This is a genomic window from Corynebacterium sp. NML120713 (assembly GCF_001875735.1).
In the GTDB taxonomy this organism is placed as follows: Bacteria; Actinomycetota; Actinomycetes; order Mycobacteriales; family Mycobacteriaceae; genus Corynebacterium; species Corynebacterium pseudogenitalium.
Genome location: NZ_MLCR01000019.1, coordinates 32,061 through 45,186 on the forward strand (window position 1 = coordinate 32,061; position 13,126 = coordinate 45,186).

A 13,126-nucleotide genomic window follows, 5' to 3' on the forward strand; every position below is an offset into this window, starting at 1 on the left:
CTCGAACATAATTTCGCCTCACACTCCTGCCGTGTCGGTCCCGTTCGTATCCTGATACTTGCAACCCCCAATGGCCCCCAACAACCACCAAAGAAAGGAACCCATCATGGATCAGTCATTACGCGCGCGGGCCCGCGGCGCCATGTACGGCCAGATCATCGGCGATAACCTCGGCGCGATCGTCGAGTTCTCCTCCCCCGCGCAGATTCGCTCCCGATTCCCGGACGGCGTCCGCGAACTCATTGGTGGCGGCCCGTTCAATGTCGTGCCGGGCCAGGCCACTGATGATTCGGAGCTTGCGCTGGCGCTCGCCCGCAGCATGGTGCGCTGTGGTGGGTACGAAGAAAGGGACGTGTTCGAGTCGTATGTGCGGTGGGCGTCGTCGTTCCCGCCGGATATCGGTAATACGTGTGCTGCTGCGCTTCGGCCGCCGTTTGAGCCGAATGCGGCCAGCAAGTCGAATGGTGCGTTGATGCGGGTCAGCCCGATCGCCATTGCCTACGCGCACGACCCGCAGCTCGCCGGCGATCACGCCCGTACCGACGCTCGCCTGACTCACCCCAACGAGTACCCGGTGGCCGTCAACGGTGTGTACTGTGAGGCGCTCGCCCGCACGATCAGTGGCGAGGATCCTCGCGAGGCGCTGTTCGCGGCGGCTGGGGATGAGGCGTCGACAATTAGGGAGTTCATGCAGTACCTTCCCGTGGATGTTTATAGCCATCGCATGGGGTACGTGCAGTTCGCCTGGAATATTGTGTGCTATTTCGTCGCGAACGGTGCCTCCTTCGAGGAGGACCTCGTCGCGATTGTCGGGATGGGCGGCGACACGGACACAAACGCCGCGATCGCCGGCGCGTTCTTGGGCGCGGTGTACGGGGAGGAGGGGATTCCTCGCAGGTGGCGCCACATTATCGACGCCTACTCCACCCACAAAGCGAACCGCCCCGAGGAGTTTTCCGTCGAGGGCGCCCTCGACCTGGTTGACGCTCTCCTGGCCTAGGCGCGCACCACATTCCCTCGCCAGCCCCCAGCGACCTGGGCTTTTTCAAACCCGGCTGCCAGAATCCAGGAATTTGGTGCATTGCCGATCCTCGCGTACACCACATTCCTTGATTCCAGAAAAGCCTTCGGCGTTTCCCCAGGTCGCCAACTCTGAGTGTGGGAATTTGGTGCACTCCCCCTCGCCTCAGTGCCAAAGCACGCAACCCCATTTTCGCGACCTGGGCTTTTACCCCCTCCCCCAGCAAGAATTGCGTCCTTTGTCACTCGCATTCTCTGACGCGACACCACATTCCCTCACCAGCCCCCAGCGACCTGGGCTTTTCAAAACGCGCCCGTCAAAAACCGGGAATTTGGTGCGCGCACCCCCAAAAACCAACCCTCTATTCGTCCGGGTTCCGGATTTCCACGTAGTCGGGGTCGTGCCAGTCGACGTTGACGTTGTCCTTGGTGTCCAACCCCTGGTCAGCGAGTTCGGGCACCTTGGCGAAGATGTTGCGGCGGGCGCGGCCGGCGCGCAGTTGGCGTTCGACTCGTTGGGCGAGGACGGTGAGTCCCCAGTTGATGAGGATCATGATGATGGCCACGACGGCCAGCGAGGCGAGGAAGTTCTGGTTGGCGGATGCGCTTTGGATGCCGGAGCGGACCACTTCGACGTAGCCGATTTGGTAGCCGAGTGCGGAGTCCTTGAGCGCGATGATCATTTGGGCGATCAGGGCTGGCAGCATGGCTGCGATGGCTTGGGGTAGCAGGATGGTCCGCATGGTTTGCGGGTAGGTCAGGCCGAGTGCTTCGGCGGCTTCGGTTTGGCCTTTGGGGAGGCTCTTGATGCCGGAGCGGAGGATTTCGGCGATGACGGATCCGTTGTACATGGTGAGTCCGAAGACGACGGCGGCGAACGCCAGGTGCTTTGGTGGGGCGAGGTGGTAGATGGCGAAGAGTTGGTAGGCGAAGATCATGAGGAGGAGCACTGGGATGGCTCGGAAGATCTCGACGATGACGCCACATACCCAACGAACAACACGGTTGCGGGAGAGCCTGCCGAGGCCGAGGAGGATGCCGACGGCCAGCGCGAGCAGGATGGATGCCACCGCGGCTTTGAGGGTGCCGATGAGGCCGGGGAGGATGTAGGTGGTCCAGGTTTGGGAGTTGAGGAACGGGGTCCATTTCGCGGCGGCGAGTTGCCCGTTGGCCTGCAGTTTCCAGAAGACCCATGCGGCAATTGCGAGGCAGACGGCGAGGCTGATGCCGGTGAGGATGCGGTTGGTGCGGCGGCCGTTGGGGCCGGGGACGTCGTAAAGTACTGTTGCGCGGACGCTCATTATTTTTTCACCGCCATGCGTTCGGAGAGGGCGCCAAGGGCGAGGCCTGTTGGCAGGGTGAGGATGATGAAGCCGAGTGCGAAGATCCCGAAGATGGGGAAGAGCATGTTGGCGTGGTTTTCGATGGTGGATTTCATCAGGAGGGATGCTTCGGCGACACCGATTGCGGATGCGATGGTGGTGTTTTTGGTCAGTGCGATGAGTGTGTTGCCGAGTGGCACGATGGCTGCGCGGACGGCTTGGGGGAAGATGATGTTGCTGAATGTTTGGCCGAAGCTGAGGCCGAGGGATCGGGCGGCTTCGGCTTGCCCGAAGTGGACGGTGTTGATGCCGGAGCGCAGCGATTCCGCGACGAATGCCGAGGTGTAAATGATGAACCCGAGTACGGCGAGGCGGAAGTTGTTGTCTACCAGGAAGGTCGCGGACTCTCTATCGGCAAGCGTGATGCCGAGGTTTTGGTAGAGCCCGAAGGAGCAGAAGATGATGATGAGGGTCAGCGGTGTGTTGCGCACGACGTTGATGTAGAACGTCGACATCGCGCGCAGCACGGGGATGGGTGCGACTCGCATCGCGGTGAGGATCGTGCCCACAATCATGGAGCCGATTGCGGAGTAGATGGTGAGCTTGATGGTCAGCCAGAAGGCTGCCCAGAGCTGCGGGCCCAGGTCGGACCAGAGTGTGGACATGATGTTCCTGCCTTAGGGGGTCTTACTGTTCGATGAAGGAGAGGTCGCCAGGGGTGCCGGCGTCGACTGCGTCGTCGCCGCCAAGGTTCTTATCGACGAGGGCGTCGAACTCCCCGGACGTTTGCAGTTCCTTGAGCGCGTTGTTGATGGCGTCGGTGCCTGCGGTGTCGCCCTTTGCCAGGCCGATGCCGTAGTACTCGTCGGTGAATGGCTTGCCGTCCTTGGTCATTTCGACGACCTTGAAGTCGCCTGGGGTTTGGGCGGAGTAGCCGAGCAGGATGGTGGCGTCGGTGGTCATGGCGTCGATGTTGCCTTGGCGGAGTGCTTCAACGCAGGAGGAGTAGGTGTCGTACTCCTGGAGTTGCACGCCTGGCAGGGCGTCCTTGACCTTCTGGGCTGGGGTGGAGCCGGTGACGGAGCAGAGGATCTTGCCGTCGAGGTCTTCGAGGCCCTTGATGTCGGTGTTGTCGTTGCTGACCAGGAGCGCCTGGTGCGTGACCAGGTACGGCCCGCCGAAGTTGACGGACTCGGAGCGGCCCTTGTTGATGGAGTAGGTCGCCGCGATGGCGCCTACCTCGCCGTTCTGGATGAGGGTTTCGCGCTGTGCGGATGGGCTTTCGCGCCAGGTGATGGTCGGTTCTGCCCAGCCGTTCGCCTTCGCGATGTGGTTGACCACGTACGTCGCCACGTCGACGTCGAGGCCGGACATGGTGCCGTCCGGGTTGCGCAGGCCGAGGCCCGGCTGGTCATACTTGGTGCCCAGGGTGACCTGGCCGGATTCGATCTGGCCGAGGAGGTCGGTGCCTTCGCCGGCACCGCCGCCACAGGCGACGAGGGTTGCGGCAGCAGCGGAGAGCGCGGCGGTGAGTGCGGCGTAACGGATGTTCATGGTGTTGTCCTTTCGGTTAGTGGGCCAGGATTTTGGCCAGGAAGTCTTTCGCCCTGTCGGTTTTCGGGTTGGTGAAGAACTCTTCGGGTGTGGCGTCTTCGATGATCGCGCCGTCTGCCATGAAGATGATGCGGTCGGCGACGCGCCGGGCGAAGCCCATTTCGTGTGTGACCACGAGCATCGTCATCCCCTCGTTGGCGAGGTTGGCCATGACATCAAGCACTTCATTGACCATTTCGGGGTCGAGGGCGGAGGTGGGCTCGTCGAAAAGCATGACTTTGGGTGACATGGCGAGCGCCCGCGCAATCGCGACGCGCTGCTGCTGCCCACCCGACAGTTGCGCCGGGTACTTGTCCGCCTGATTCGCGATGCCCACGCGGTCCAGCAGCTCAATCGCCCGCTTCTCGACGTCCCCCTTCCCCTGCTTCCGCACCTTCAACGGACCAAGCGTCACGTTGTCCTTGATGGTCAGGTGCGGGAACAGGTTGAAGGACTGGAACACCATCCCGACGTCCGCCCGCAAATTCGCAAGGGCCTTGCCCTCCTCTGGCAGCGGAACCCCGTCGATGGTGATGGTGCCTTCGTCAATCGTTTCGAGCCTGTTGATCGTGCGGCACAGCGTCGACTTCCCCGACCCCGACGGCCCGAGCACCACCACTACCTGGCCTTTCAGCACAGTAAGGTTGATGTCTCGGAGCGCGTGGTAGTCGCCGAAGTGCTTCTGTACACCCGCTAGGTCAATCATGGCTTCACTGGAGCTATTGCCCGACCCACTCTGGGCAGTGAATGTGCGTTGTGTCATATCTGGCACGTTAGTGGCCTGGCCCACACTTTGTATAGTTTTTGCGCGCTTTTCGCCCGAAAGTTCACCCCCACTGCCTGAACTGCGCGCCTAATTCCCTTCCGGTTCGCAGCCGACCTGGGCTTTTGTCCTCACCCACACGAGGAATTGCGTCCTTTGGCACTCACTCCCCTGTCGCGCGCACCACATTCCCTCCCGTACCCCCGCCGACCTAGGCTTTTCCAAACCTGGCCGCCGAAAAACCAGGAATTTGGTGCGCACCTCCCCTGCCCAGACACCACATTCCCGTTTTCCGCCAGACCCCCTCGGCGTTTCCCCAGGTCGCCAACTCCACGAGGGGGAATTTGGTGCGCTCCCCCTCACCCCAGTGCCAAAGGACGCAACCCCTTTTCACGACCTGGGCTTTTACCCTCACCCCCACCAGGAATTGCGTCCTTTGGCACTGGCACCCCCGATGGGACGCCACATTCCCTCCCGCGCCCTAACTGACCTGGTCTTTTCCAAACCCGCCTGTCAGAAACCAGGAATCTGGTGCGCGCCCCCTAGGCTTCTAGCCCAAGCGCATAAAAAATGGGCGACCCACATGGGTCGCCCACATCTATCGGTGAGATGCTTCTTAGAAAGGAAGCGCGTCGCGCACTGCTGGTGGCAGCATCGGTGCAACCTGTGGCAGGGCCACTGCGATCAGGGCGATCAGCGCGAGAACGGAGCCACCAGCTACGGCACCGATGCCGTAGTTGTTCAGCTTGCCGTCAATGGAGCTGAGGGTGGACTCGATCTTGGAGCTGGATGGGGAGAGGTTCTTGCCAGCTGCGCAAGCGCGAAGTGCTGGGGCGGTGGCGTTCAGGGTGGCGAGCTTTGCGTCGATCTCCTTGAACTTCTTGTCGGCGTCTTCCTGCTTGATCTTCTTGTCCTTGAGCTGTACCTCGACCTCAGCGCGCTCCTTGACCAGTTTGGCCGAAGCCTCGATGTCCTTCTTCAGCTGTGCGTCAGCCTCAGCCTTGGTGAATTCCTTCGTTTCGGCCTTGTCGCCTTCCTTGGCAACCGGGTAGGTGATCTTGCACTTGGTCTCCTGTGGCTGGTTGTCAGCTGCCTGTGCTGGAGCGGCCAGGCCACCAGCGATGACTGCCGAAGCAACTGCGGCGGTGATGATCTTCTTCATGTTGAACCTCTTTTCAGGGGTAAGAATTAAGGGGCTTTAGGTGAACTACCTAGCTCGAAAATATATTGAATCCCCACTATTCGGGAAATAGTTTTTCGATAAATGTTTGGAGTTGCTCCCTAAATACCCCCGAAATAGGTGCGCCTAGAACGGCAGCTTCGGTGCCATTTCTGGGAATACCACGGTCACGAGTGCGGCCGCGCCGAGCGCTACTGCGAGGAAGATCCCGGCGAGTGGGCCAGCGACGCTGAGCCAATCGCGCATCTCTGCTGGGCTCACATCTTTAATGCTACTTCCTTCGCTGTTGCCGATTGACCCGGTCTGCTTTGGTCCAGTCTGCTTTGGACGTGGGCTTCGGACTACTCTCCCCTTGTAGTCCTCGCGCTGAGAGCAGGCTTTCAGGGCAGGCTCGAAAGCGCGAAGGAACTTGAGCTGGGAGTTGAGCTGTTTAAGTTGTTGTTCGTCGGCTGTGCCGTTGGTGGTGGCGTCGAGTAGTTCTGAGCGCTGCTTGGTGAGTGCGGCGACCTCCTGATCGAGGAGTGTCAGCTTGTCCGATGCTTCTTGCGGCGTTACCAGCGCGAATGCCTCGCGCAACCCGGCCTCCGAAAGTGCTTTCTTGGGTGCGATGGTGCTTGCTTTGAGGCTGGGAAGCTCGTCGTCGAACAGGGTGAACGCGCAGGTACCGTTCTGGTACTTAGCGTTGGCGGCGTTTGCCGGTGTGGCGGTGGTAGCCAGCATGGCTACTGCGGTTATGGAAGCAACGATTCGCTTCATGTGGTGTCCTTTACTGTCGGGGAACCTGGCGGTTCACATGGTTAAACTCAACACAGAGTCAGCTGTGAAGAAAGTGTGTAAAGTATAGCCTAAATTGAGAAAGGTTTATGTTTTATTGAGCACGCGACTGCGCTCGCCACGCTCCCGCACTACCGACGAGGAAGGCTTCGCATTTCCCACTCACTTTCCGACGCCCGCGTCCCCCCCGATTCCGCAATCGCCCCGATGCCGTATTCCTTAATCTGCCCTAGCAGTAAAAGAACCTGACGGTTCAGGTTCTTAGAGAGTTTGACTAGCTAGGCGTGGGTTAGTATTTCGGTATGCTTACCCGCTTTGAAGTTGATGGGTTTAAGAACCTGCGCAACCTAGCTATCGACCTCGGCCCATACACCTGTGTCGCCGGGGCGAATGCTATTGGTAAATCTAATCTTTTCGACGCTCTCCAGTTCCTAGCGCTCACTGGGTCGCAGACGTTGAATGAGGCTGCCATCAAGATCCGGGGCAATGGGGGCGACGTGCGCGATATTTTCGCGCCGGGTGGCAAGATGTCGTTTGCTGCGGAGATGATTACGGAGAAGGAATTTGAGGATTCCTTCGGCAAGTCGATTACTGCTGATCAGACGTATCTCCGGTATGAGGTTGATCTTGAGCTGCGGGACGTGACTGTTGGCAACAATAGGAACGTTTCCAGCATTGTTGTTACGCGTGAGGAGCTGAAACCGCTTACGAAGGCGGATGCTCGAGAGAAGCTGGGTTGGGCAAAGAAAAGCTTTGTTGAGTCTGCGATCATGGGCGGACGTCGAAAAGCGTTTATTGAGACGAGTGAGCAGGAACGACAAATCCATGTGCGGCATGGAAGTCAGGGAAGGCCGTCGTTGGTGTCGCTGAGCGGGGATGCGCCGGCCCGTACTGCTCTGTCGGTGTATGGGCAGCAGGACCAGTATCCGGTGATTATGGCGGCGCGCCGGGAGCTGGATGCGTGGATGTACCTTTCCCTTGAGCCGAGCGCCATGCGCGCGCCGAGCGAGGCGTTGGCTCCCGACTTTATTAGTGCGAAGGGCGGGAACCTGCCGAAGACGTTGGATCGTCTTGTGGGGCAGTCGCCGGATCATGATGTGCTTGCGGAGCTTGCTGACATCGTCGGAGATCTTGTCGATGTACGCAGCGTTACGGTGGACTTTGACGAGGCACGCCAGGTGTTTACGCTGCAGGCGCAGGTCGGTAATGGCGGTGTGGTGTCTGCCCGTTCTCTTTCCGACGGGACGTTGAGGTTCCTAGTCCTGGGGACGATCCTGCTGGACTCAGAGGGCAGTCGCCTGATCTGCTTCGAAGAGCCCGAGAACGGCATTCACCCGTTGAAGATTCAGGCGATGTATTGGCTGTTGCACGATTTGAGCGTGGACCCTGAGGAAGCAATTGGGGCGGAGAATCCGCTTCGTCAGGTCATCGTGAATACCCATTCACCAGCATTTTTAGCGCTGCACAAGGACAATTTTGACGAGCTGTTGCTGGGGTCGAAGGATCCGATGAATGGCTCGCTGGTCCTCACCCCGGTGGTGGCGGAGGGGAGCTGGAGGAAGTCGAAGGTGAAGGCTTCGGCTGCGAACGTTGAGGAGCTTCTTCGCGAGTCGTTTCCGGAGCTCAACTTCCGGGAGTTCTTCGCGGTAGAAGATGAGGGGGATCAATGAGTAGACCACTGTACTGTTTGCTCGTTCGCGAGGGTACCAGCGACGATGGCTTGATGAGCCCGCTCAAGGCGCTCCTCATCGATCTCGGATTCGGGGCTGACTCCCAAATTGTTGCTCAGCCTTTCGCGGGGTCGAAGCGCACGGCTGATGTCCTTCAGCTCATCATGGATCAGGGTCAAACGCCTGACATTGTTTTTGTTCATCGGGATGCAGACAATGACGGCTATGAGCGCCGTGAGCTTGAAGTCCACCAGGCGTCCGAAGAGGTCAGCCCGGAGTTCGCGGTTGTTCCCGTTGTGCCGGTGAAAATGACTGAGGCGTGGGTGCTCCACGCACTGCACAGTCCGCAGTATCAGGCACAGCTGGGGATCAACATTCCTGCGAAGGATCTGCCAGCCAGGAAAACTATCCCGAATATTGCGGCGAAGGATCGGCTAAAACAGCTTCACGACGCCCACTTCGCCACCCGCGGGCGCCGAAAGCGAAAGCACGATTCCCGCTTCACGACGGACCGGTCCCGTTGGGTCGAGGCACTCACCAATGTGAGCTTCTTGGAGGGGTGCGAGTCCTTCGAGCGCTTGCGCGACGAGATCCTCAGCGCACAAACAGGCCTCTAGCCTCACTCACTCCCTCCCGATGGGACACCACATTCCCTCCCGTACCCCCGCCGACCTGGTCTTTTCCAAACCTGGCCGCCAAAATTCAGGAATTTGGTGCGCGTGTCCCCTGCCCAGACACCACATTCCCGTTTTCCGCCAGACCCCCTCGGCGTTTCCTCAGTTCGCCAACTCCACGAGGGGGAATTTGGTGCGCTCCCCCTCGCCTCAGTGCCAAAGGACGCAACCCCCTCTTCACGACCTGGGATTTTACCCCCTCCCCCAACAAGAATTGCGTCCTTTGGCACTCACCCCCCAAAAAACTAGATCTCGAACCCCTGCCTCCTCGCTACGTCGAGGGACCCGTCCTGTGGCATGGCGTGCGTCGGCAACCCTGCGCGGACTTGGCGGAAGAAGTTGTCTGACCGGCGGTTTTTGTCTCGGAGGTCGTAGTAGGTGGTCATCTCCTGGTCGTACTCCGCCAGCACCTCGGACCAGCTCGCGGGGGCCTGGTAGGTGTTTTCCATGACGCGCAGCCGCGCCGGGATGCGTGGTTTGAGTTGCGGGTCTTGGGCGGGCCAGCCCAGGGTCAGCCCGACGACTGGGAAGGTAAAGCGTGGCAGTTCCAGCAGGTCAACGACGGCTTGGAGGTCGTTGTGGATGTTGCCGAGGTAGTTGGCGCCCATCCCGAGCGATTCCGCAGCGTTGACGACGTTTTGGGCCATGAGGCAGGCGTCGGTAAATCCTTCGACGAAGGGGCGGGTGTGCCCGGCGGCTGAGGGGTCCTCCAAGAGTGTGGCGTTGCGCGCGGTGTCCACGATGAACAGCAGGTAGACGGGCGCGCGCCCGACGTATTCCTGCTGCCCGATCTCCGCCAGCCTTCGCTGCAGGTCGGCGTCGGTGACGTGGATGATGCTGGCTTGCTGCAGGCCGCGCGAGCTCGCTGTGCGCATCGCGACTTCGAAGAGCTGGTCCAGCACCTCCTTATCGACGCCCCTCCGCTCAAACTCGCGGATCGTCCTGTGCTGTAGCTGGTGTTCGATGGTGTGGTTCATGCCCACACGGTACTTGAAATCGGCTACCCGAGCTCCTCCCGAAGCACATCGCGCACGATTTCGGCGACGTGCTGCGCCTGGGTGCCGGTGCCCTGCTCGACTTGGGTGCGGCAGGAGAATCCGTCGGCGACGACGGGCCCGTCGTGTTCCCTCACGCGCGGGAACAGCTCGCGTTCTCCCAGTTCCAGCGACATTTCGGCGTGGCCGTCTTCGAAGCCCCAGTTACCGGCGAGGCCGCAGCACCCGGTTTGGATCTGTTCCTCGTCGTAGCCGAGCGCCGCCAGGATCAGGGAGGACTGCTGTGGGTCGCCGAGTGATTTCTCGTGGCAGTGCACTTGGGTGAGGATGCTGCCGCTGTGCTTGCGTACCTTGCCGTCGGCGACGAGTTTCTGGATCTTCGGGGCGACGATTTCGGCGAAGGTGTGGGTGGCTTCGGCGAGTTCGCGGACGGCGGGGTCGGCGGTTTGGGTGGTGGCGTCGTGTTGCAGCATGACGGTGCATGACGGCTCCAGCGCGACAACCTGCAGCCCTTGGTCCAGGTACGGCTTGAGCACGTGCGCGGAGTGCTCGAGCACGCGCCGCGTCATCGCGAGTTGGCCGGTGGAGTGCCAGGTCAGGCCGCAGCAGACGAAGCCGTCGGGGATGATGACTTCGTAACCGAGCATCTCCAGCGTTTCGACGGCCGCTCGCGCCGGGCCGGTGTTGAGTTTGTTGTTGAAGCTGTCTGGCCACAGCACAATCCGCTCACGCGAACCAGCAGCACCGCCAGCAGCCCCCGAACGCTTCCGCGCCCACTTCTGCAGCGACTCCGGCGCGAAGCTGATGAGCGGCCGCCTGGTGTCGACGCCGCCGAGTTTCGCGACGGCCGTCGAGACGCCGGGGGCGTGGAGGGCCCAGTTGGTGATGCGTGGCACGAGCGGGAGTTTGTGGGCGATGTGGCTGAGGATTGGCAGCCAGCCCATGAGGTAGTGCACGCGGGGGCGGACGCGGCCGGCGTAGTGGTCGTTGAGGAACTCTGCTTTGTAGGTGGCCATGTCCACGTTGACGGGGCATTCGGAGGCGCACGCTTTGCAGGAGAGGCACAGGTCGAGGGCGGTGGTGGCGTCGTCACCTGTGATGGTTTCGCCGCGGAAGAGTTCGGAGAGGATGCGGGCGCGGCCGCGGGTGGAGTGGATTTCGTCGTGGGTGATTTGGAAGGAGGGGCACATGGAGCCGTCCATGGAGCGGCAGGCGGAGACGCCGACGCAGCGGTTGACGGCGTCGGTGAAGCTGCCGTTGTCGCGTGGGAAGAGTTGGACGGGTGTGATTTCGTGGGTGCGTTGGGCGGGTTCCATGCGCAGGCCGTCGGTGACGGCGTCGGCCCAGACGAGGACGCCGGGGTTCATGATGCGTTGCGGGTCGAAGAGCAGTTTGAATTCTTCGAAGATGGCGCGCATTTCGGGGCTGTACATGGTGTGCAGCAGGGATGAGCGTGCGCGGCCGTCGCCGTGTTCGCCGGACAGGGACCCGCCGTGCTCGGTGACGAGTGCGGCGGCGTCGTTCATGAAGTTGTTGAAGTTGGTGATGCCCTCTGTTGAGTGGAAGTCAAAACTGATGCGGACGTGGACGCAGCCTTCGCCGAAGTGGCCGAATGGGATGCCGCGGTAGCCGTAGGTGTCCATGAGGTCGTAGAGTCCGCGCAGGTAGCTGGCCAGGTTTTCGGGCGGTACGGCGGAGTCTTCCCAGTTGGGCCAGGCTTCGCCGCCGTCGGGGAGGCGGGTGACGGTGCCTGCGGAGGCTTCGCGGATGCGCCAGAGTGCGCGGGCTTCGGCGTGGTCGCTGACCACGACGGCCCCGGTGTGTTCGACGGTGGTGGTGAGCGCTTCGGCGGCGGCGACGGCTTCTTCGAGGGTGTCGCCTTCGGTTTCGCAGTAGAGCCAGCCGCCGGCGTGGGGTTGGCCGGGGAGGTTCTCGCCGGCGTGTTCTTGCCCGTTTTTGCTGCGCAGTGCGTCGAGGAGGTCGCCGCCCATGCCTTCGATGGTGGCCACACCGGGTTGGCGCAGTTTGGGGGCGGCGTCGGCGGCGGCGAAGACGTCCGCGAAGGACAGCACGGCGAGCGCGGTGTGCTTCGGCTTATCGACGAGCCTCACGGTCATCCGCGTAATCACCCCGAGGGTGCCTTCGGATCCGGCGATGGCTTTGGCCATGTCGGTGCCCAGGTAGTGCAGCCCGTACCCGGAGACTTGGCGGGGGAAGCGTCCGAGTTCCCGCTGGATCAGTTCCTGGTTTCGGGTGTAGAGGTCGGAGAGGGCGTCGTGAAGTGTGGGGTCGTCGCAGCCGTCGGCGCTGAAGGTGACTTCCCTGCCGTCGGCGAGGGCGAGTGTGATGTCGACGAGGTTGTCGGCGGAGGTGCCGTAGGCGACGGAGTGGGAGCCGCAGGCGTTGTTGGCCACCATGCCGCCGATGGTGCAGCGGGAGTGGGTGGATGGGTCGGGGCCGTAGGTCAGGCCGTGGGGCGCGGCGGCGTCGCGGAGTTGGTCGCAGATGACGCCGGGTTCCACGGTGGCCGTTTTGGCTTCGGGGTCGATGTTGAGGATGCGGTTGAAGTAGCGGGAGGTGTCGATGACGAGGCCGTCTCCGATGGCGTTGCCCGCCACGGAGGATCCGCCACCGCGCCCCACGATGGACCAGCCACGTTCGCGTGCGTAGGCGATGCCGTCGAGCACGTCTTGTGCGCTGCTGGGTTCGAGTACTGCCGCCGGGACGCGTCGGAAGAGTGATGCGTCAGAGGAGTAGGCGGCCCGGGTCGGCATGTCTTTGCGGAGCTTGGCGCGGATGGCGTGTGGCGTGGTGTTCATGCGTGTCCTCTATTATTCTGCGCTGTTTTCGTCGCGGTGCTCGTGGAACTGCACTTCTTTGTCGCGTTTGCGTTGTTCGCGTTGCGCTCGGAGCGCTTCTGGGCGGTAGCCGAGCACGAATGCGGATACTGCACAAAGTGTAGCTGCGCCGAAGACCCATGGCGCGAGCGCCGCTTTGGCGCCGGTGATGGTGTCGCCGCTGCCGGTGACAAGCCCGACTGCCTGAATCCCGACGAGTGCGAGCCCGCCGAGGAGGAACGCGGCGAGGAAGAGGTAGAACAGGATGTAGAAGAGCTTGAAGATTGGGTTCATGGTT

The 13,126-nt window shown here is 61.6% G+C and carries 12 protein-coding genes; 3 read left to right on the top strand and 9 right to left on the bottom strand.

The genetic code is table 11. The features are described from left to right. Window positions 1-106: 106 nt before the first annotated feature. Window positions 107-1,000 (top strand): ADP-ribosylglycohydrolase family protein, encoded by an 894-nt coding sequence (locus tag BJP06_RS09780; protein WP_083433277.1) that lies wholly within the window; start codon window positions 107-109, stop codon window positions 998-1,000. 382 nt (window positions 1,001-1,382) lie between these two features. Here the strand turns inward: BJP06_RS09780 and BJP06_RS09785 are convergent, their stop codons facing one another. The 6 genes from BJP06_RS09785 to BJP06_RS09815 all read right to left on the bottom strand — a co-directional run bounded on the left by BJP06_RS09785 (window position 1,383) and on the right by BJP06_RS09815 (window position 6,634). After that, entirely contained in the window at window positions 1,383-2,321 is a 939-nt protein-coding gene (locus BJP06_RS09785; protein ID WP_071573715.1) for an amino acid ABC transporter permease, read from the bottom strand. Beyond that, on the bottom strand, window positions 2,321-3,007 hold the full coding sequence (gluC, locus tag BJP06_RS09790) for a glutamate ABC transporter permease GluC (protein ID WP_070478673.1): 687 nt from the start codon (window positions 3,005-3,007) through the stop codon (window positions 2,321-2,323). Before gluC ends, BJP06_RS09785 begins: the two co-directional genes overlap by 1 nt. Before the next feature lie 22 nt (window positions 3,008-3,029). Next, entirely contained in the window at window positions 3,030-3,896 is an 867-nt protein-coding gene (locus BJP06_RS09795) for a glutamate ABC transporter substrate-binding protein (protein WP_070361657.1), read from the bottom strand. A gap of 16 nt (window positions 3,897-3,912) precedes the next feature. Continuing rightward, complete coding sequence (gene gluA / locus BJP06_RS09800; RefSeq protein WP_071573716.1) at window positions 3,913-4,641, bottom strand: glutamate ABC transporter ATP-binding protein GluA; 729 nt, start codon at window positions 4,639-4,641, stop codon at window positions 3,913-3,915. 673 nt (window positions 4,642-5,314) lie between these two features. Next, a complete protein-coding gene (locus tag BJP06_RS09810) occupies window positions 5,315-5,860 on the bottom strand; it encodes a hypothetical protein (RefSeq protein ID WP_071573718.1) in 546 nt (181 codons plus the stop codon). A 144-nt stretch (window positions 5,861-6,004) separates the two neighbouring features. Then, the gene (locus BJP06_RS09815) at window positions 6,005-6,634 is read right to left on the bottom strand and encodes a hypothetical protein (RefSeq protein ID WP_071573719.1); all 630 of its coding nucleotides are present in this window, start codon (window positions 6,632-6,634) and stop codon (window positions 6,005-6,007) included. 320 nt (window positions 6,635-6,954) lie between these two features. Between BJP06_RS09815 and BJP06_RS09820 the strand changes: the two genes are divergently transcribed. After that, complete coding sequence (locus BJP06_RS09820) at window positions 6,955-8,322, top strand: AAA family ATPase (RefSeq protein ID WP_071573720.1); 1,368 nt, start codon at window positions 6,955-6,957, stop codon at window positions 8,320-8,322. Then, window positions 8,319-8,939 carry a hypothetical protein gene (locus BJP06_RS09825; protein ID WP_143110617.1) on the top strand — a complete coding sequence of 207 codons (621 nt, stop codon included), beginning with the start codon at window positions 8,319-8,321 and terminating at the stop codon, window positions 8,937-8,939. Before BJP06_RS09820 ends, BJP06_RS09825 begins: the two co-directional genes overlap by 4 nt. Window positions 8,940-9,241: 302 nt before the next feature. Here the strand turns inward: BJP06_RS09825 and BJP06_RS09830 are convergent, their stop codons facing one another. Genes BJP06_RS09830 through BJP06_RS09840 form a run of 3 tightly spaced genes read right to left on the bottom strand, consistent with a single transcriptional unit; the run spans window position 9,242 to window position 13,122 of the window. Further along, window positions 9,242-9,973 (bottom strand): nitroreductase family protein, encoded by a 732-nt coding sequence (locus BJP06_RS09830; RefSeq protein ID WP_071573722.1) that lies wholly within the window; start codon window positions 9,971-9,973, stop codon window positions 9,242-9,244. A gap of 23 nt (window positions 9,974-9,996) precedes the next feature. Continuing rightward, window positions 9,997-12,810 (bottom strand): FAD-binding and (Fe-S)-binding domain-containing protein, encoded by a 2,814-nt coding sequence (locus BJP06_RS09835; protein WP_071573723.1) that lies wholly within the window; start codon window positions 12,808-12,810, stop codon window positions 9,997-9,999. Between the two features lie 12 nt (window positions 12,811-12,822). Further along, window positions 12,823-13,122, bottom strand: a complete 300-nt coding sequence (locus tag BJP06_RS09840; RefSeq protein ID WP_070361664.1) for a hypothetical protein — start codon at window positions 13,120-13,122, stop codon at window positions 12,823-12,825. Between the last annotated feature and the right edge of the window lie 4 nt (window positions 13,123-13,126).

Excerpts from the sequence above, each read along its gene's own strand:
- BJP06_RS09780 (WP_083433277.1), top strand. The coding sequence starts at position 107 with ATGGATCAGTCATTACGCGCGCGGGCCCGCGGCGCCATGTACGGCCAG.
- BJP06_RS09785 (WP_071573715.1), bottom strand. The coding sequence starts at position 2,321 with ATGAGCGTCCGCGCAACAGTACTTTACGACGTCCCCGGCCCCAACGGC.
- gluC (WP_070478673.1), bottom strand. The coding sequence starts at position 3,007 with ATGTCCACACTCTGGTCCGACCTGGGCCCGCAGCTCTGGGCAGCCTTC.
- BJP06_RS09795 (WP_070361657.1), bottom strand. The coding sequence starts at position 3,896 with ATGAACATCCGTTACGCCGCACTCACCGCCGCGCTCTCCGCTGCTGCC.
- gluA (WP_071573716.1), bottom strand. The coding sequence starts at position 4,641 with ATGATTGACCTAGCGGGTGTACAGAAGCACTTCGGCGACTACCACGCG.
- BJP06_RS09810 (WP_071573718.1), bottom strand. The coding sequence starts at position 5,860 with ATGAAGAAGATCATCACCGCCGCAGTTGCTTCGGCAGTCATCGCTGGT.
- BJP06_RS09815 (WP_071573719.1), bottom strand. The coding sequence starts at position 6,634 with ATGAAGCGAATCGTTGCTTCCATAACCGCAGTAGCCATGCTGGCTACC.
- BJP06_RS09820 (WP_071573720.1), top strand. The coding sequence starts at position 6,955 with ATGCTTACCCGCTTTGAAGTTGATGGGTTTAAGAACCTGCGCAACCTA.
- BJP06_RS09825 (WP_143110617.1), top strand. The coding sequence starts at position 8,319 with ATGAGTAGACCACTGTACTGTTTGCTCGTTCGCGAGGGTACCAGCGAC.
- BJP06_RS09830 (WP_071573722.1), bottom strand. The coding sequence starts at position 9,973 with ATGAACCACACCATCGAACACCAGCTACAGCACAGGACGATCCGCGAG.
- BJP06_RS09835 (WP_071573723.1), bottom strand. The coding sequence starts at position 12,810 with ATGAACACCACGCCACACGCCATCCGCGCCAAGCTCCGCAAAGACATG.
- BJP06_RS09840 (WP_070361664.1), bottom strand. The coding sequence starts at position 13,122 with ATGAACCCAATCTTCAAGCTCTTCTACATCCTGTTCTACCTCTTCCTC.